The sequence below is a fragment of the Paraburkholderia sp. FW306-2-2C-D06C genome (assembly GCF_058781505.1).
In genome coordinates, this window is record NZ_JBYSWU010000014.1 from 117,201 (window position 1) to 133,986 (window position 16,786).

The following is a 16,786-nucleotide window of genomic DNA, read 5'->3' on the forward strand; positions in this document are numbered from 1 at the left end:
TTTAGCCTTTCGTTGCATCCGCGGATCGCGCGGTGTTTTTAATTCCATGCCGGAGCGCGCATTGCGGCGGCGTCTACTTTTCCGAATCCACCAACCCGCGCACGAACCAGCGCTGCATCGTCAACACGACGGCGAACGGCGGCAACATGGCGAGCAGTGTCGCGGTCATCACCAGATGCCATTCGGTCGCGGTGTCGCCCGACGCGATCATGCTCTTGATTCCGACCACGGCAGTCGTCAGCGATTGCTGGCTCGTGATCAGGATTGGCCACAGATACTGATTCCAGCCGTAGATGAAGGTGATGACGAAGAGCGCCGCCATGTTCGTTTTGGACAGCGGCAGCACCACGTCCCAGAAGAAGCGCATCGCGCCGGCGCCGTCGATGCGCGCGGCTTCCATCAGTTCGTCGGGCAGCGTCATGAAGAACTGCCGGAACAGAAACGTCGCGGTCGCGGACGCGATCAGCGGCAAGGTCAAACCGCTGTACGTGTTGCTCAGATGCATCGACGACACGACTTGCACGGTCGGAAAGATGCGCACTTCGACCGGCAGCATCAGCGTGACGAAGATCAGCCAGAACGCCAGATTGCGAAACGGAAAGCGGAAGAACACGATCGCGTACGCGGAGATCATCGACACGGCGATCTTGCCGATCGAGATCACCAGCGCCATCACGAGGCTGTTGAACAGCATGCGGCCGAACGGCGCGGCCGCGTTGCCGCTGCCTTGCGTCCAGACGGTGGCGATGTTCTCGAACAGATGCGTGCTCGGCACCAGCGACAGCGGCACGCTGAACACTTCGTGCTCGCTCATCGTCGCCGCGCAAAACGCGACGTACACGGGAAACACCACCAGCGCGACGCCGAGAATCAGCACCGCGTGGCAGAACAGGTCGAAACCGCGGCGGTTCTCGATCATGAGTATTGAACCCTGCGTTCGATGAAGCGGAATTGCACGACCGTCAGCGCGACGACGATCACCATCAGCACGACCGATTGCGCACCCGAACTGCCGATGTCGAGCCCCTGAAAACCTTCGGCGAAGATCTTGTAGATCAGCGTGCGGGTCGATTGCGCGGGGCCGCCGCCGGTCGCGGCGTCGATCACCGGGAAGGTGTCGAAGAAGGCGTAGGTGATGTTGATGATCAGCAGGAAGAAGCTGGTCGGCGAGAGCAAAGGCAGCGCGATGCCGAAAAAGCGCCGCACCGGACCGGCGCCGTCGATTGCCGCCGCTTCGATCAGCGAGCGCGGAATCGCCTGCAAACCGGCATAGAAGAACAGGAAGTTATAGCTGACCTGTTTCCACACCGAAGCCAGCACGACCAGAAACATCGCCTGGCTCGCGTTCAACGCGTGATTCCACACGATGCCGTACTTCGCGAGCCTATAGGTGACGAGGCCGATGCTCGGGTTGAACAGGAACGACCACAGCACGGCGGCGATCGCGGGCGCGACCGCATACGGCCAGATCAGCAGCGTCTGATAGGCCTTCGCGCCGCGCGTCACGCGATCGGCGCAGACCGCCAGCAGCAGCGAGATCACGAGGCCGGACACCGTGACCAACGCACAGAAAATCAGCGTCGTGTTGAACGACGAGAGGTAAAGCGGATCGGCGAACAGCTGCTTGAAATTGGCCAGCCCGACGAACTCGCTCGACGTGCCGAACGCGTCCTGAGTCTGCGTGGATTGCCAGAGCGCCTCGCCGGCGGGCCACAGAAAGAACAGCAGTGTGATCAGGAGTTGCGGCGCAACCAGCAGGTAGGGCAGTACGCTGGTGCCGAAACTTGAGCGCTTTTCCATCGAGAATTCCCAAAGGGCTGCAAAGGCGGATATCGGTGCGAGCGCACCGATATCCGTCACGCCAGATGCTTAACTACCGGCTTTCTCAAAGCGGCGCAGCAGCTCGTCGCCACGCGACACGGACGAATCGAGCGCTTCTTTCGGCGTCTTCTTCTGCGCCCACACCTGTTCGAGTTCTTCGTCGATGATGGTGCGGATCTGCGGCATGTTGCCCAGGCGCAGTCCCTTCGTGTACGGCAGCGGCGGCTTGTTGAGCATCTGCTTGATCGCGGTGTCGCTGCCCGGGTTCTTCTCGTAGAAGCCTTGCTGCTGGGTCAGTTGATAGGCGGCGGTCGTGACCGGCAGATAACCGGTGTCCTGATGCCACTTCGCGGCAACCGGCGCCGACGACAGATAGGAGAGGAACTTCGCCACGCCCTTGTAGACGGCCGGATCCTTACCCGCCAGCACCCACAGGCTCGCGCCACCGATGATCGCGTTCTGCGGCGCACCCTTCACGTTCGCGTCGTACGGCATCATGCCGGTGCCGAAGTTGAACTTCGCGTACTTCTTGATGGTGGCGAGCGAACCCGACGAGTTCGTGATGATCCCGCAGTCGCCGCTATAGAACTTCGACACCGGTTCGTCCTTGCGGCCGACGTAGGTGAAGGTGCCTTCTTTCTGCATGTTCTGCAGGAACTGGATATGCGCGACCTGCAGCGGCTTGTTGAATTCGAGCTGCGCATCCGCGCCGTCGAAACCGTTGTTCTCCGAAGAGAACGGCGCGCCGTGCCACGCGCTGTAGTTTTCGAGCTGAATCCAGCTTTGCCAGCCGGAGGAATAGCCGCACGCCATGCCCGAGGCCTTCAGTTTCTGCGCGTCCGCCTCCACTTCGGCCCAGGTTTTGGGCGGCTGATTCGGATCGAGCCCGGCTTTCTTGAACGCGTCCTTGTTGTAGTACAGCACCGGCGTGGAGCTGTTGAACGGCATCGAGATCAGCTGGCCGGATTTGGAGTCGCTGTAATAACTCGCAATGGTCGGCACGAAGGCCTTTTCGTCGAGCGGCACGCCCGCTTGCTTGAACACGTCCGAGACCGGGATCACGGCTTTCTTCGCCTGCATCATTGTCGCAGTGCCGACTTCATAGACCTGCAAAATGGCGGGCGCGTTGCCGCTGCGGTAAGCGGCGATGCCGGCGGCGAGCGTCTGGTCGTAGGCGCCTTTGAACACCGGTACGATTTTGTAATCGCTCTGCGACGCGTTGAACGCGTTGGCGATGTCGTTCAGACGTTCGCCGAGGGCGGCTTCCATGGCGTGCCAGAACTGGATTTCAGTCGCGGCGTGGGCCGCCTGGCTAACGCCGAAACTCAAGACGGCAGCTACGGACAGCGAACGGAACAGCGGTTTGCAACTCATCGATTTATCTCCTGTGTCGACCGGAGTTAGCGCTTTAGCGCTTACTCCGGTCCCATGCAACGCTGTCGACCGGAGTTAGCGCTTTAGCGCTTACTCCGGTCCCATGCAACATGGTTGCTGATCGGAACGGGGCGCGGATGCGGATCGCGGGATTCTAGTTGTGTTCGATGACAGTCTGGCGACGTTGGCCAAGCGGCGTCCCGCTTTTTGCCGGGCGCCGGATGCCGCAATTTAACACCGGCTGTTGGGAAACGGAAAGTTGGACGTTTGACGGTGCAGGCTTGAGCGAGGCCAAGGCGCCCACGTCGCGGGCGGGACGCCGTTGCCGGCGCCCAGGCATTGGACGGTGGCGTGGGTGCCGTGCTTCGCCCGGTCCAACGGGATTTGTCGTCATGCTGCTCATTAATCAGGATTTCAGATGTCAGGTTCAATGCGATTGGCGGTTCGTGGTTTGGTTTGCGGTTCGATAGCGGGTCTCATGCTGGCGGGTTGTACGCTGACGCCTTTGACGGCGGACGATCGGGCAGCGCCGGTGACCTCGCTGCCGCAGATCGTCGCGCATCGCGGCGGTACGGGCGACGCGCCCGAGAACACGCTTGAAGCGATTCGCCAGTCGGTCGCGCATCATGCCGACGCGATGTGGCTCACCGTTCAGTTGAGCAAGGACGACGTGCCCGTGCTGTACCGGCCGGCCGATCTGTCGGCGTTGAGCGACGCAAAGGGGCCAGTGTCCGCCTTCACTGCGGCGGAGCTGGCGCGTGTGAACGCCGGTTGGAGTTTCCGCCGAGGCGATGCGTATCCTTATCGCGATCATCCGGTCGGCGTTCCGACGCTGCGCGACGCGTTGCATGCGATCCCGGCCGCCATGCCGATCATCCTCGATATGAAAGCGCTGCCCGCCGCGCCGCAGGCGAAGGCTGTGGCGCGCGTATTGGACGAGGAGAACGCGTGGCCGCGCGTGACGATCTATTCGACTGAAGCGGATTACCAGCAGAGCTTCGCGGTCTATCCGCAGGCAAAGCTGTTCGAGTCGCGCGACGCAACGCGGGGGCGGCTCGTGCGGGTGCTGCTCAATCAAGGCTGCGTGGATGCGCCTGCCGAACATACGTCGGCAGCGTTCGAGATGCATCGGGCGATGACGGCGGTGGAAAAATTCACGCTCGGCGAAGGCCGCTCCGACGTTCAGGCAACGCTGTGGACACCCGCGACGGTCGCCTGCTTCCGGCAGAAACCTGACGTGCGGATCGTCGCGATCGCGGTGAACAATGCGGACGATTATCGGACGGCGGCGTGTCTCGGGATCGATGCGGTGCTGGCGGATTCACCGCAGAAAATGGCGCTCATCAAGGAGGGAATCGCTATGCCGCTCCAGTGCGCGAAGTCCAACGTAGCCGGCCGGCAGTAAAACAGAAAGCCCGCATCGAGCGGGCTTTCTGTTTTCGCGGAGATGATGCCGCGGCATTCAGTGTTTTGCTGATTGCCACCTGATACTGATACGAGGCGTCAGACGTTGAACAGGAAGTTCATCACGTCGCCGTCGTGCACGACGTATTCCTTGCCTTCGGCGCGCATCTTGCCGGCTTCCTTTGCGCCTTGCTCACCCTTGTAGGTGATGAAATCGTTGAAGGCGATCGTCTGCGCGCGAATGAAGCCGCGCTCGAAGTCGGTGTGAATCGCGCCCGCCGCCTGCGGCGCGGTATCGCCGACATGGATGGTCCAAGCGCGCACTTCCTTCACGCCGGCGGTGAAATACGTTTGCAGGCCCAGCAGCTTGAAACCCGCGCGGATCACGCGGTTCAGGCCCGGTTCTTCCATGCCCATGTCCTCGAGGAACACTTCCATGTCGGCTTCGTCGAGGTCGGCGATTTCCGCTTCGATCGCCGCGCACACAGCGACGACCGGCGCGTTTTCCGCTGCCGCGAACTTCGCCACCGCGTCCAGATGCGGGTTGTTCTCGAAGCCGTTTTCCTTCACGTTGGCCACGTACATGGTCGGCTTCGCGGTGATCAGGCAGAACGGCTTGAGTACCGCCTTTTCCTCATCCGACAGATCGAGCGCACGGACCGGCTTCGCCTGATCGAGCTGCGCACGGACTTTTTCCAGCACAGCGGCGAGCTTGCCCGCTTCCTTGTCGTTGCCCGACTTGGCGGCCTTCGAATAGCGCGTCAGCGCCTTCTCGACGGTGGCGAGGTCGGCCAGCGCCAGTTCGGTGTTGATCACTTCGATATCCGACAGCGGATCGATCTTGTTCGCGACGTGAATCACGTTTTCGTCTTCGAAGCAGCGCACCACATGGGTGATCGCGTCGGTTTCGCGGATGTTCGCGAGGAACTGATTGCCCAGACCCTCGCCCTTGCTCGCACCGGCCACGAGGCCGGCGATGTCGACGAATTCCACCACCGCCGGCAAAATGCGCTCCGGCTTGATGATCTCGGCGAGCGCCTGCAGCCGCGCGTCCGGCACTTCGACGATGCCGACGTTCGGCTCGATCGTGCAGAACGGATAGTTTTCGGCGGCGATGCCCGCCTTGGTCAGCGCGTTGAACAGGGTGGACTTGCCGACGTTAGGCAGGCCGACGATGCCGCATTTGAGGCTCATGGAAATCCTTCAGTGAATCAGTAAGTTGCGTGATGCGCTCGACGCTGTGCGCTGGATGCGAAAGCATTCGTGATGGCGTGGCGATGGGCCGCAGCGGAGCGAGACAAGACACCAGATCGGGGCGTTGGCTCAACGATTTAGTGCGAGTTTTGTCACGGAAGTCGCGATTGTAACTCTTTCGGGTGGGCTTCCTGCGGGCCGGAGCGGGAAAGCGGGGGGGGGGGGCCGTCGACAGGGCGTCGGAAATATTTTTTCGCAAGGCGCCGTAAAGTCAGCCGTTCAGGGCCGCCAGAACCCGCTGTTCATGCGTTTGCGCGAAGCCAATGCGGCGCTCGCATCGGGCGCACACTAGAGCAGGCACCGGTTTCCGGGCCGAAATGCCGCACGCGCCGATCCGTCCCCCGCAACCCCCGCAGCTATAATGCGCGGATGAACGCACACCACCAGACCTTGGATGTCGCCGTGATCGGCGGCGGGCTCGTCGGCAAGACCGCGGCGCTGGCGCTCACGCAAAGCGGACTGCGCGTGGCGCTGCTCGCACAACCCTGCGCGCCGCTGCCCGCCGGAGCCACATTCGACTCGCGGGTCTACGCGTTGTCGTCGAGTTCGCAGGCTTTGCTGGAGCGGTTGCGAGTCTGGCAGGCGCTCGATCTGTCGCGGCTGGGTCCCGTCTACGACATGCGTGTCTACGGCGACGCGCACGCCGAACTCCATTTCTCCGCATTTCAGGCGTCCGTGCCGCAACTGGCGTGGATCGTCGAATCGTCGCTGATCGAGCGCGCACTGGACGCCGCGCTGCGTTTCCAGCCGAATCTCACCTGGATCGACTCGCGCGCTCAGGCGCTCGATCTCGATGCCGGCGGCGCGAGCGTCGGTCTGGCCAACGGCAATGTGCTCGAGGCCGATCTGGTGGTCGGCGCGGACGGCGCGCATTCGTGGGTGCGCGCGCAGATCGGCTCGAAGATGAACCGGCGCGATTACAGGCAAACCGGTGTGGTCGCGAACTTCAAGGCCGAGAAGCCGCACAGCGAAACCGCCTGGCAGTGGTTCAAGGACGGCGAGATCATCGCGCTGCTGCCGATGCCGGACGGCCACGTGTCATTGGTCTGGTCGGCGCGCACCGAGCACGCCGAGCAACTGGTCGCGCTCGATCCGGCGCAACTCGCCGCCGAAGTCGAACGCGTGACGGGCGGCCAGTTCGGCGCGCTCGACTGCGTGACGCCCGCGCAAGGTTTCCCGCTCGCGCTGCAAACCGTCGACCGGTTGGTGGCGCCGCGCGTCGCGCTGGTCGGCGATGCCGCGCATCTGATTCATCCGCTGGCGGGCCAGGGCATGAACCTCGGTTTGCGCGATGTCGCGGCGCTCGCCGAAACAGTCGCCGGCAAGGAAGCGTTCCGCGATCTCGGCGACATGGTGCTGTTGCGCCGCTACGAACGTGCCCGCCGCGAAGACATTCGCGCGCTGATGATCGCCACCGACGGTCTGCAAAAGCTCTTTTCCGTTCCCGGTCCATTCGCCAAGGCATTGCGCAATACCGGCATGGCCTTCGTCGGCGCGCAACCGTTGATCAAGCGCTGGCTGGTGTCGGCCGCGCTGGGCTAAAGCGTGCGCCGGCCCGCATGCCCGGATCGGTGAGACAGGTATGATGAACGGACGGACGCCGTTCTGGTCAGACCAGACACGTCGCAAAAACGCGCACCTCACGCGATAGAACCCAGGAATTCAGCATGAAAAAATCGTTCCGCATCGCGGCAGTCGCGCTCGCGATCTCCGCCGTAGCAATCGGCTGCTCCGCGCAGGCCGATCAAGCCACCGACAAGCTCAAAGCCACGCTGCAAGCGCGTCTGGCCGACGTGAACATCAAGAGCATCACCAAGTCGCCGATTGCCGGCCTGTACGAAGTGAACCTCGGCACGCAGATCGTCTATAGCGATGCGAACGGCGATTACCTGCTGCTCGGCGACATGGTCGATGCGAAGACGCGCAAGAATCTGACGGAAGCGCGTCTGTCGGAAACCAACCGCATCGATTTCGCGAGCCTGCCGTTCGCGAACGCGGTGAAGGTCGTGAAGGGTAACGGCGCGCGCAAGATCGCCGTGTTCTCCGATCCGAACTGCCCGTACTGCAAGCAGCTCGAAACCTCGCTCAAGTCGCTCGACAACGTGACGGTCTACACCTTCCTGTATCCGGTCCTGTCGCCGGATTCGACCGCCAAGTCGAAGTCGATCTGGTGCTCGACCGACCGCGCGAAGGCGTGGGAATCGTGGATGCAGAACCATCAGGCGCCGACGGCCGCCGGCACCTGCGACACCGCCGCGATCGACAAGAACCTGGCGCTCGGCCACGCAATGAACGTCGACGGCACGCCCACCGTGTTCCTCGCCGACGGCCGCCGTCTGCCCGGCGCCGTGCCGGCGGACCGGCTGGACAAGGAAATGTCCGCCGTGCACTGAGCACCTCGCGTGAGTCGAACAGAGGAGGCGCGGCATGCGCCTCCTTTCGCATCAAGCCCCGAACATCCCCGCCTGACAGCACCTGCGACCACCTAAGACCAACTAAGCGCCGCCGATGAAGCCGATCCGCTACACCATCGTTCCCAGGCAACCCGCCGCCCATCTGTTCGAAGTCACCGTGACCGTCGCCGATCCCGATCCGGCCGGCCAGCGTTTCATGCTGCCGGTGTGGATTCCGGGCAGCTACATGGTGCGCGAATTCGCGCGCAACATCGTCACGCTGCGTGCGTTCAACGACGCGGGCCGCAAAGTGCGCATCGAGAAGACCGACAAGCACACGTGGCAGGCCGCGCCGCTCAAAGGCGCGCTGACGCTGCGCTACGAGGTGTATGCATGGGATCTGTCGGTGCGTGCCGCGCATCTGGACGATACGACCGGCTTTTTCAACGGCACCAGCGTGTTTCTGTCGCCGCTCGGTCATGAGGAAGCGCAGTGCGTGGTCGATATTCAGAAGCCCGAGGGCGCCGCGTATCGCGACTGGCGTGTCGCGACCGCGTTGCCGCAAGCTCGCGGCACGAAGCGCTACGGCTTCGGCGAGTATTGCGCGCAGAACTACGACGAGCTGATCGATCATCCGGTCACGCTGGGTGAATTCGCGTTGGCGACCTTCAAGGCGCATGGCGTGCCGCACGATATCGCGATCGCCGGGCGCGTGGTCGGGCTCGACATGGCGCGGCTGTCCGCCGACCTGAAGTGCATCTGCGAAGCGCAGATCGCGTTGTTCGAGCCGAAATCGAAGAAGGCGCCGGTCGAGCGCTATCTGTTCATGACGCAAGCGGTCGCCGACGGTTACGGCGGCCTGGAGCATCGCGCGTCGACGGCGCTGATCTGCACTCGCGGCGATCTGCCGGTGGAAGGCCGCGACGCGCTCACGGAAGGCTACCGGACCTACCTCGGCCTGTGCAGCCACGAATACTTCCACACGTGGAATGTGAAGCGCATCAAGCCGGCGGTGTTCGCGCCGTATGACCTGACCCGCGAGGACTACACGTCGCTACTGTGGCTGTTCGAAGGTTTCACGTCTTATTACGACGACCTGATGCTGGTGCGCAGCGGCGTCATTTCGCAGGAAGACTATCTCGGCATGGTCGGCAAGGTGATCGGCGGCGTGCTGCGCGGCAGCGGCCGCCAGAAGCAGACGGTCGCGGAAAGCTCGTTCGACGCCTGGGTCAAATATTACCGGCAGGACGAAAACGCGCCGAACGCGATCGTCAGCTATTACACCAAGGGCTCGCTGGTCGCGCTAGCGTTCGATCTGACGATTCGCGCGCAAACCAACAACCGCAAATCGCTCGATGACGTGATGCGTCTGCTGTGGCAGCGCTTCGGGCGGGACTTCTATCGCGGCAAGCCGGTCGGCGTCGAGGAAGGCGAAATCGAGGCGCTTTTCGCGGAAGCGACCGGCGCGCACCTCGGCGAACTGTTCGCCGACGCCGTGTACGGTACGCGCGATCTGCCGCTCGACACGCTGCTAGCGCCGTTCGGCGTCACGCTTGCGCCGGATCTGGAGAAAAACGGCAAGCCTTCGCTCGGCGCGCGCGTGCGCGGCGGCGCGGAGTGCACGCTGACGGCGGTCCACGAAGGCAGCGCAGCGCAAAAAGCCGGGCTATCGGCGGGCGACGTGCTGATCGCGATCGACGGTCTGCGTGTAACCGGCTCGAATCTTGACGCGCTGTTATCGCGCTATCTGCCGGGCGCGAAAGTCGACGTTCACGCCTTCCGCCGCGACGAGCTGCGCACCACGCAAGTCAAGCTGGACGGGCCTGAGGTGTCGCGTTACAAGCTCACCGTGAGCGATAAGCGGCCCACCGCGCGCAAAGCACGCGACCGCTGGCTCGCAAGCTGATCGTAATCAACGCCGTTGCAAATCGGCGGCTCAAGGCGGCGGATTGTTCTATCCATGCAACAATCCGTCGCTGTCGGATGGCTTTTTCCCGGGCCGGTAAAAAAACACAATGGCTCCACTCGCGCAACACTGCGCGCCCCTACTGGAGTCAACCATGACCACGATCCTGCAAATCAACTCGGCAGCCCGCTCGCAAGGCGCGAACTCGACGTTGCTCGTCAACGAGCTGACCGCCAGGCTGCAACAATCGAATCCGGGCGCGCAAGTCGTCGTTCGGAATCTGCAAGCTGAACCGCTGCCGCATCTGGACGACGCCGTCCTCGGCGCGTTCTTCACGCCGGCCGACCAACGCACGCCGGAACAAGCCGCGATCTCGGCCCGCAGCGAAGCGTTGATTGCCGAACTGCAAGCCGCCGACATCGTCGTGATCGGCGCGCCGATGTACAACTTCGGCATCTCGTCGCAACTGAAGACGTATTTCGACTTCATCGCACGCGCCGGCATCACGTTCCAGTACACGGCGAACGGTCCGGAAGGTCTCGTGAAGGGCAAGAAGGTCTACGTCGTGTCGGCGCGCGGCGGCAAGTATCTGGGCACCCCGAACGACAGCCAAACCCCGTACCTGAAGAGCTTCCTCGGCTTCCTCGGCATGACCGACGTGAACTTCATCTACGCCGAAGGCCTGAACATGGGCCCGGACGCAGCGGGTGCGGCGCTGGCCGCTGCGCGCGAAGCAATCGCTGCTGCGTAAGGTTGTCTTCGCCGCGTCAGCTTCGGCGCGGTGAAAAGAAAAAACGCCACGGAACGGGAGTTTCGTGGCGTTTTTGTTTGTGCTTCCGCTTCAATGCGCTGACAAATGCGGCGTTATTGCGTTAGGCCAGCATTTTCGCCTCGTCGGGCAAACGCCAGTCGATCGTTTGGCGGCCATGTTTCGCCAGATACTCATTGGCCAAAGCAAAGTGCCCGCAACCGAGAAAGCCGCGATGCGCCGACAGCGGCGACGGATGCGGCGCCTCCAGCACGTAATGCGACTTGCCGCCGAGCAGCACACGCTTGGCTTGCGCGTGCGCGCCCCACAGCATGAACACGAGGCCGTCATGGCGCATCGCCAGTTCGTGAATCAAGGTGTCCGTGCACTTCTCCCAGCCGCGTTTCGCGTGGCTCGCGGCCGAATTGCGCTCGACGGTCAACACCGTGTTCAACAGCAGCACGCCTTGTCTTGCCCAGGCGTCGAGGCAGCCGTGATGCGGCGGCTCGTAGCCGAGACTCGCGGCGATCTCCTTGAAGATGTTGCGCAGCGACGGCGGCGGACGCACGGCCGGCGGCACTGAAAACGCGAGCCCGTGAGCTTGCGGCGTGCCGCGGTCTTCGCCGTGATAGGGGTCCTGGCCGAGGATCACGACTTTCACATCGTCGGGGCTGGTCAGGCGCAGTGCGCGAAATACGTCGGCGGGATAGACGGTTTTGCCGGCCGCCCGCTCACCGTCGACGAAGCGGCACAGCGGCGCGTAGGCTTCGCTGTCGATGAACGGCTTGAGATGCGCGCGCCACACGGGCGGCAGGGCGGCGAATTGGGCTTCGAGCGTCGGCGGGGCGTCGGTGCCCGGCGGCGTCTGAGGCTGAGTGGTCGTGGTGCTAGCCGGCGTGGCGGCGTCGCCGAACAACGAGGCTTGCGACGGATTGGAGCGGTTGCGGGAAGCTGAGGTCATGGCGGGGAAGTGTCGCAGCAAACGCGGTGTTGCTCAAGATGCGGTTGGCGCGCGGCGGCGGCGCGCTCACCGTTGCTCAGGCCGCTCGCAATTGATAGCCGCGCTGTGCTTTGCTGATGTTGTCCGGCGCGAGGCCGGCTACGTGTTTGCCGAGTTCGCTCGCGAGCGCATTGAGCGCGGCTTCGTCGCCGGATTTCAGCTCGAGCTCGACCTCGGAAATCGGCGCGCGGCGAAGTTCGCCGTTCACTTCGGCGAGCACGTCACCCTGGTCGATCGCGGCCTCGACGTCCGAGCCGTCCAGCTCGACATGCCATAGCGTGCGGGTGAAGTTCGTGCGGAACAGTTCGATCAACTCCGGCGCCGCCTCACGCAAGGCTTTGGCGGCGGCGGGATCGTCGCACGCATGCAGCAACGCGTCGATTTCCAGTTTCTCGGCGGCCACCGGCATTTCCCACTCGTGGCGGCTGTGCAAACCATCCTTCGCTTCGCCCACCGTCTTGAAGGTTTGCAGCCAGCCGTCCGGCGCGTGCCGCAGTCGCAGCGCGCTTTTCGCACTCGCCAGCGCGAGTTTCGGCGTATCGAAGTAAATATTCGCCAGCTTGACCGGGCGGCCCTCGTCGCCGGTGCGCGCGACGAACCACTGGGTCGCCGCCTTGACCTGGCTCACCGGCAGCGCCAGCTTGATTTCACGTTCCATGCCCATGACTTGCTTCGCTCCGTGCGTTCGGGATGTTCAGAAAAACATCCGCGCAAGTTCCACACCCGGCTCTTCCGCGCGCATGAACGCCTCGCCGACGAGGAACGTATGCACGTCCATCGCCCGCAGCCGTTCGACGTCGGCGCGCGACAGGAGACCCGATTCGGTGACGACGATACGGTCGTCCGGAATCGATTCGAGCATGCCGATGGTCGTCTCGATCGACGTTTCGAACGTGCGCAGATTGCGGTTGTTGATGCCGATCAGCGGCGTCTTCAGCGTGAGCGCTTGCATCAGTTCGTCGTTGTCGTGCACTTCCACCAGCACCGCGAGACCCAGCGAATGCGCGAGCGCCTCGAGGTCTTGCATATGCGAGGTGTCGAGCGCGGCGGCGATCAGCAGGATCGCGTCGGCGCCCATCGCGCGGGCTTCGACGATCTGATACGGATCGACGATGAAGTCCTTGCGCAGCACCGGCAAGCTGCACGCCGCACGCGCTTCCTTCAGATACCCGACGCTGCCCTGGAAGAACTGCACGTCGGTGAGAACGGAGAGACAGGCCGCGCCGTGTTGTTCATACGAACGGGCGATCTCGGCCGGCACGAAATGCTCGCGCAGCACGCCTTTGGACGGGCTCGCCTTTTTCACCTCGGCGATCACGGCAGCCAGACCGGCCGCGTGCTTCGCGCGCAATGCGCCGACGAAATCGCGGATATCGCGCGACGACGCTTCGAGGCGCAGTGCTTCGAGCGGCGCGCTCTGTTCGGCCGCGCGAACTTCGTCGCGTTTGACCGCGATGATGCGGTCCAGGATGTCGCTCATGAGTGTCTCGCTACGAAAGTTACTGCTTGAATTGCTGGGTGAAGCGGATCAGTTCGTCGACCTTCGCGCGGGCCTTGCCGCTCGCGATCGCTTCCCGCGCCAACTGGATGCCGTCCGCAATCGATGCGGCCACATTCGCCGAATACAGCGCGGTGCCTGCGTTCAGCGTGACGATTTCACGCGCGACGCCCGGCTTGTTGTCGAGCGCTTCGAGCAGCATCACTTTGGATTCGGCGGCGTCAGCTACTTTCAGCGTGCGGTTCGACACCATCTGCATGCCGAAGTCTTCCGGATGGATCTCGTACTCGTGCACTTCGCCGTCGCGCAACTCGCCGACTTGCGTCGTCGCGCCAAGCGAGACTTCATCCATGCCGTCCATACCGTACACGACCAGCACGTGCTTCGCGCCGAGGCGCTGCATCACGCGCACCTGAATGCCGACGAGGTCGGCGTGGAACACGCCCATCAGCTGATTCGGCGCGCCGGCCGGGTTGGTCAGCGGCCCGAGAATGTTGAAGATGGTCCGCACGCCGAGTTCGCGGCGCACCGGCGCGATGTTTTTCATCGCCGGATGATGATTCGGCGCGAACATGAAACCCATGCCGGTTTCCGTAATCGACGCCGCCACCTGTTCCGGCTGCAGATCGATATTCACGCCGAGCGCTTCGAGCACGTCCGCGCTGCCCGACTTGCTCGACACGCCGCGGTTGCCGTGCTTCGCGACCTTCGCGCCAGCCGCCGCGGAGACGAACATCGTCGCGGTGGAAATGTTGAAGGTGTGCGAGCCGTCGCCGCCGGTGCCGACGATATCGACGAAGTTCGAGTTGTCCTGCACGTCCACGTGCCGGGCAAATTCACGCATCACCGTGGCGGCGGCGGTGATTTCGCCGATGGTCTCTTTTTTGACGCGCAAGCCGGTGATGATCGCCGCCGCCATCACGGGCGAGAGTTCGCCGCGCATGATGAGCCGCATCAGATGCAGCATTTCGTCGTGGAAAATTTCGCGGTGCTCGATCGTGCGCTGCAACGCTTCCTGGGGCGTAATCGTCATGATGTCGTCTCTCTTCATCAAGCGTTGCGATGAGCCAGCTTCGACTGCTTCACGAAGTTTTCGAGCAGCGCGTGGCCGTGTTCGGACAGGATCGATTCCGGATGGAACTGCACGCCTTCCACAGCCAGCTCCTTATGACGCACGCCCATGATCTCGCCGTCCACGGTCCACGCGGACACTTCGAGACAGTCGGGCAGCGATTCGCGTTCGATCGCGAGCGAGTGGTAGCGGGTCACGACGAAATGCTTCGGCAGGTCGGCGAATACGCCTTTGCAGTCGGTTTCGATCGTGCTCACCTTGCCGTGCATGATGGTCTGGGCGCGCACCACGCGCCCGCCGAATGCCTCGCCGATCGCCTGGTGGCCGAGGCACACGCCGAGAATCGGCGTCTTGCCGGCGAATTCGCGCAGCACGTCGAGCGTGATGCCGGCGTGTTGCGGATTGCTCGGACCGGGCGACAGGCAGATGCGCTCGGGATTGAGCTTGGCGATTTCGTCCAGCGTGATTTCGTCGTTCCGGAAGGTGCGCACGTCTTCGCCGAGTTCGCCGAAGTACTGCACCAGGTTGTAGGTGAACGAGTCGTAATTGTCGATCATGAGCAGCATGGTCTGTCTCCGGTCAGAAGTCGCTATCGAGGCCGTCTTGAACTTGTTCGGCAGCGCGCAACACGGCGCGCGCCTTGTTCTCGGTCTCTTGCCATTCGGATTCCGGCACCGAATCCGCGACCACACCCGCTGCCGCCTGCACATACAGATTGCCGTTCGCGATTACGCCGGTGCGGATCGTGATCGCCAGATCCATTTCGCCGGTGAACGACAGATAGCCGACCGCTCCGCCGTACAGGCCGCGCTTCACGGGTTCCAGCTCGTCGATCAGTTCCATCGCGCGAACCTTCGGCGCGCCGGACAGCGTGCCGGCCGGGAAGGTGGCGCGCAGCACGTCGAAATTGGTGGTGCCGGGTTTCAGCTTGCCTTCGACCGAACTCACGATGTGCTGCACGTGCGAGTACTTTTCGATCACCATCTTGTCGGTGACGATCACCGAGCCGATCTGCGCGATGCGGCCCACGTCGTTACGCGCGAGGTCGATCAGCATCACGTGCTCGGCGATTTCCTTCGGATCGTTTAGCAGTTCGGTGGCGAGTTCCGCATCGCGTTCCGGCGTATTGCCGCGCGGACGCGTGCCGGCGAGCGGCCGGATCGTGACGATGCGATCCTCGCCGCGCTTTTCCTGGCGCACCAGAATTTCCGGCGACGCGCCAACCACGTGGAAGTCGCCGAAGTTGTAGTAATACATATACGGCGACGGATTCAGCGAACGCAGCGCGCGATACAGCGACAGCGGGTTGTCGCGGTACGGCTTGGTCAGGCGCTGGCCGACCTGCACTTGCATCAGTTCGCCGGCGGCGATGTATTCCTTCGCCTTGCGCACTGCGGTCAGATAATCGTCTTTTGCGAACTCGCGGTAAGTCTCGGTGCGCACGCTCGCCGACGTAACCGGCGGCTGCACGGTCGAGCGCAAACGCTGGCGCAATTCACGCAGACGCTGTTTGGCGCGCGTGTAGGCTTCGGGCTGCGTCGGGTCGGCGTAGATCACCAGATAGAGCTTGCCCGCCAGGTTGTCGATCACCGCGACTTCTTCGGTCAGCAGCAACTGGATGTCGGGCAGGTTCAGATCGTCTTTCGGCGCGGTGTGCGCGAGCTTTTTCTCGATATAGCGCACCGCGTCGTAGCCGAAGTAACCGGCGAGGCCGCCCGCGAAACGCGGCAGCCCCGGGCGTTGCGCGACCTTGAAGCGGCTCTGGAATTGCTGGATGAACTCGAGCGGATCGCCCTCATGCGTTTCGACGACTTTGCCGTCGCGCACGACTTCCGACACGCCGTTGCGGGTGCGCAGCAAGGTGCGCGCCGGCAGGCCGATAAACGAATAGCGGCCGAAGCGTTCGCCGCCCACCACCGATTCCAACAGGAACGAGTTGGCGCCGTTGCGTTCGCTTTGCGCGAGCTTCAGGTAGAGCGAAAGCGGCGTTTCGAGGTCGGCGAGCGCTTCGGCGATCAGCGGAATGCGGTTGAAGCCCTCATTGGCGAGGGACTGGAATTCGAGTTCGGTCATGTTCCGATCCTGTTCATAGGTCCGGCGGCAGCGTGCGTCGGACAAAGCGGGGCGTTGCGCGGCCGGTCAGGCGAGGGTTCGTCTTGTAGACACGATGATACCGACCGGCGCGAGTTTCCCATCGACGCGTGCAAAGGGTTCCAGCACATAGCGATACCTTATGGGTACACGTTGGCCGAATCAACCGATGCAGCGATACAAGGGGATGGAAAATACGCGTGAGCGCAGCGAAGTAAAAAACGG

Annotated in this window: 15 protein-coding genes; 5 read left to right on the forward strand and 10 right to left on the reverse strand. The window is 63.1% G+C overall.

Annotated features, from left to right (window positions below; all coding sequences use genetic code 11):
* Positions 1-73 precede the first annotated feature (73 nt).
* The 3 genes from ugpE to ugpB all read right to left on the reverse strand — a co-directional run bounded on the left by ugpE (position 74) and on the right by ugpB (position 3,195).
* On the reverse strand, positions 74-919 hold the full coding sequence (gene ugpE, locus AC3WLT_RS13635) for a sn-glycerol-3-phosphate ABC transporter permease UgpE (protein ID WP_492592237.1): 846 nt from the start codon (positions 917-919) through the stop codon (positions 74-76).
* Positions 916-1,800 (reverse strand): sn-glycerol-3-phosphate ABC transporter permease UgpA, encoded by an 885-nt coding sequence (ugpA, locus tag AC3WLT_RS13640; RefSeq protein WP_492592238.1) that lies wholly within the window; start codon positions 1,798-1,800, stop codon positions 916-918. The genes ugpE and ugpA overlap by 4 nt, the downstream gene beginning before the upstream one ends.
* A gap of 69 nt (positions 1,801-1,869) precedes the next feature.
* Positions 1,870-3,195: a sn-glycerol-3-phosphate ABC transporter substrate-binding protein UgpB gene (gene ugpB, locus AC3WLT_RS13645; RefSeq protein WP_492592239.1), complete on the reverse strand. Its 1,326-nt coding sequence runs from the start codon at positions 3,193-3,195 to the stop codon at positions 1,870-1,872.
* A gap of 478 nt (positions 3,196-3,673) precedes the next feature.
* On the opposite strand from ugpB, the gene AC3WLT_RS13650 reads away from it, so the two are divergent.
* A complete protein-coding gene (locus AC3WLT_RS13650; RefSeq protein ID WP_492592269.1) occupies positions 3,674-4,600 on the forward strand; it encodes a glycerophosphodiester phosphodiesterase family protein in 927 nt (308 codons plus the stop codon).
* A gap of 98 nt (positions 4,601-4,698) precedes the next feature.
* Here AC3WLT_RS13650 and ychF read toward each other — a convergent pair whose 3' ends face one another.
* Positions 4,699-5,793 (reverse strand): redox-regulated ATPase YchF, encoded by a 1,095-nt coding sequence (ychF, locus tag AC3WLT_RS13655; RefSeq protein WP_492592240.1) that lies wholly within the window; start codon positions 5,791-5,793, stop codon positions 4,699-4,701.
* A gap of 429 nt (positions 5,794-6,222) precedes the next feature.
* Between ychF and AC3WLT_RS13660 the strand changes: the two genes are divergently transcribed.
* The 4 genes from AC3WLT_RS13660 (at position 6,223) to AC3WLT_RS13675 (ending at position 10,903) form a co-directional block, all read left to right on the forward strand.
* Positions 6,223-7,395, forward strand: a complete 1,173-nt coding sequence (locus AC3WLT_RS13660; protein ID WP_492592241.1) for a UbiH/UbiF family hydroxylase — start codon at positions 6,223-6,225, stop codon at positions 7,393-7,395.
* 125 nt (positions 7,396-7,520) lie between these two features.
* Positions 7,521-8,246: a DsbC family protein gene (locus AC3WLT_RS13665; protein ID WP_492592242.1), complete on the forward strand. Its 726-nt coding sequence runs from the start codon at positions 7,521-7,523 to the stop codon at positions 8,244-8,246.
* A gap of 115 nt (positions 8,247-8,361) precedes the next feature.
* Entirely contained in the window at positions 8,362-10,152 is a 1,791-nt protein-coding gene (locus tag AC3WLT_RS13670) for a M61 family metallopeptidase (protein ID WP_492592243.1), read from the forward strand.
* A 154-nt stretch (positions 10,153-10,306) separates the two neighbouring features.
* A complete protein-coding gene (locus AC3WLT_RS13675; RefSeq protein ID WP_492592244.1) occupies positions 10,307-10,903 on the forward strand; it encodes an FMN-dependent NADH-azoreductase in 597 nt (198 codons plus the stop codon).
* 121 nt (positions 10,904-11,024) lie between these two features.
* Here the strand turns inward: AC3WLT_RS13675 and AC3WLT_RS13680 are convergent, their stop codons facing one another.
* The 6 genes from AC3WLT_RS13680 to trpE form a co-directional block, all read right to left on the reverse strand.
* Positions 11,025-11,861 carry a uracil-DNA glycosylase gene (locus AC3WLT_RS13680; RefSeq protein ID WP_492592245.1) on the reverse strand — a complete coding sequence of 279 codons (837 nt, stop codon included), beginning with the start codon at positions 11,859-11,861 and terminating at the stop codon, positions 11,025-11,027.
* A gap of 76 nt (positions 11,862-11,937) precedes the next feature.
* Entirely contained in the window at positions 11,938-12,564 is a 627-nt protein-coding gene (locus AC3WLT_RS13685; RefSeq protein WP_492592246.1) for a CYTH domain-containing protein, read from the reverse strand.
* A gap of 30 nt (positions 12,565-12,594) precedes the next feature.
* Positions 12,595-13,380, reverse strand: a complete 786-nt coding sequence (gene trpC, locus AC3WLT_RS13690; RefSeq protein WP_492592247.1) for an indole-3-glycerol phosphate synthase TrpC — start codon at positions 13,378-13,380, stop codon at positions 12,595-12,597.
* Between the two features lie 19 nt (positions 13,381-13,399).
* A complete protein-coding gene (gene trpD / locus AC3WLT_RS13695) occupies positions 13,400-14,431 on the reverse strand; it encodes an anthranilate phosphoribosyltransferase (protein WP_492592270.1) in 1,032 nt (343 codons plus the stop codon).
* A 17-nt stretch (positions 14,432-14,448) separates the two neighbouring features.
* Positions 14,449-15,036, reverse strand: a complete 588-nt coding sequence (locus AC3WLT_RS13700; protein WP_492592248.1) for an aminodeoxychorismate/anthranilate synthase component II — start codon at positions 15,034-15,036, stop codon at positions 14,449-14,451.
* A gap of 13 nt (positions 15,037-15,049) precedes the next feature.
* Positions 15,050-16,543, reverse strand: coding sequence for an anthranilate synthase component I (trpE, locus tag AC3WLT_RS13705; RefSeq protein ID WP_492592249.1), 1,494 nt, complete (start codon positions 16,541-16,543; stop codon positions 15,050-15,052).
* Positions 16,544-16,786 lie beyond the last annotated feature (243 nt).

Bases quoted from the DNA above. Each gene is read 5' to 3' on its own strand.
- trpE (WP_492592249.1), bottom strand. From the start codon at position 16,543: ATGACCGAACTCGAATTCCAGTCCCTCGCCAATGAGGGCTTCAACCGC.
- trpC (WP_492592247.1), bottom strand. From the start codon at position 13,380: ATGAGCGACATCCTGGACCGCATCATCGCGGTCAAACGCGACGAAGTT.
- AC3WLT_RS13665 (WP_492592242.1), top strand. From the start codon at position 7,521: ATGAAAAAATCGTTCCGCATCGCGGCAGTCGCGCTCGCGATCTCCGCC.
- AC3WLT_RS13660 (WP_492592241.1), top strand. From the start codon at position 6,223: ATGAACGCACACCACCAGACCTTGGATGTCGCCGTGATCGGCGGCGGG.
- ychF (WP_492592240.1), bottom strand. From the start codon at position 5,793: ATGAGCCTCAAATGCGGCATCGTCGGCCTGCCTAACGTCGGCAAGTCC.
- AC3WLT_RS13675 (WP_492592244.1), top strand. From the start codon at position 10,307: ATGACCACGATCCTGCAAATCAACTCGGCAGCCCGCTCGCAAGGCGCG.
- ugpA (WP_492592238.1), bottom strand. From the start codon at position 1,800: ATGGAAAAGCGCTCAAGTTTCGGCACCAGCGTACTGCCCTACCTGCTG.
- AC3WLT_RS13685 (WP_492592246.1), bottom strand. From the start codon at position 12,564: ATGGGCATGGAACGTGAAATCAAGCTGGCGCTGCCGGTGAGCCAGGTC.
- trpD (WP_492592270.1), bottom strand. From the start codon at position 14,431: ATGACGATTACGCCCCAGGAAGCGTTGCAGCGCACGATCGAGCACCGC.
- AC3WLT_RS13700 (WP_492592248.1), bottom strand. From the start codon at position 15,036: ATGCTGCTCATGATCGACAATTACGACTCGTTCACCTACAACCTGGTG.
- ugpE (WP_492592237.1), bottom strand. From the start codon at position 919: ATGATCGAGAACCGCCGCGGTTTCGACCTGTTCTGCCACGCGGTGCTG.
- AC3WLT_RS13650 (WP_492592269.1), top strand. From the start codon at position 3,674: ATGCTGGCGGGTTGTACGCTGACGCCTTTGACGGCGGACGATCGGGCA.
- ugpB (WP_492592239.1), bottom strand. From the start codon at position 3,195: ATGAGTTGCAAACCGCTGTTCCGTTCGCTGTCCGTAGCTGCCGTCTTG.
- AC3WLT_RS13680 (WP_492592245.1), bottom strand. From the start codon at position 11,861: ATGACCTCAGCTTCCCGCAACCGCTCCAATCCGTCGCAAGCCTCGTTG.
- AC3WLT_RS13670 (WP_492592243.1), top strand. From the start codon at position 8,362: ATGAAGCCGATCCGCTACACCATCGTTCCCAGGCAACCCGCCGCCCAT.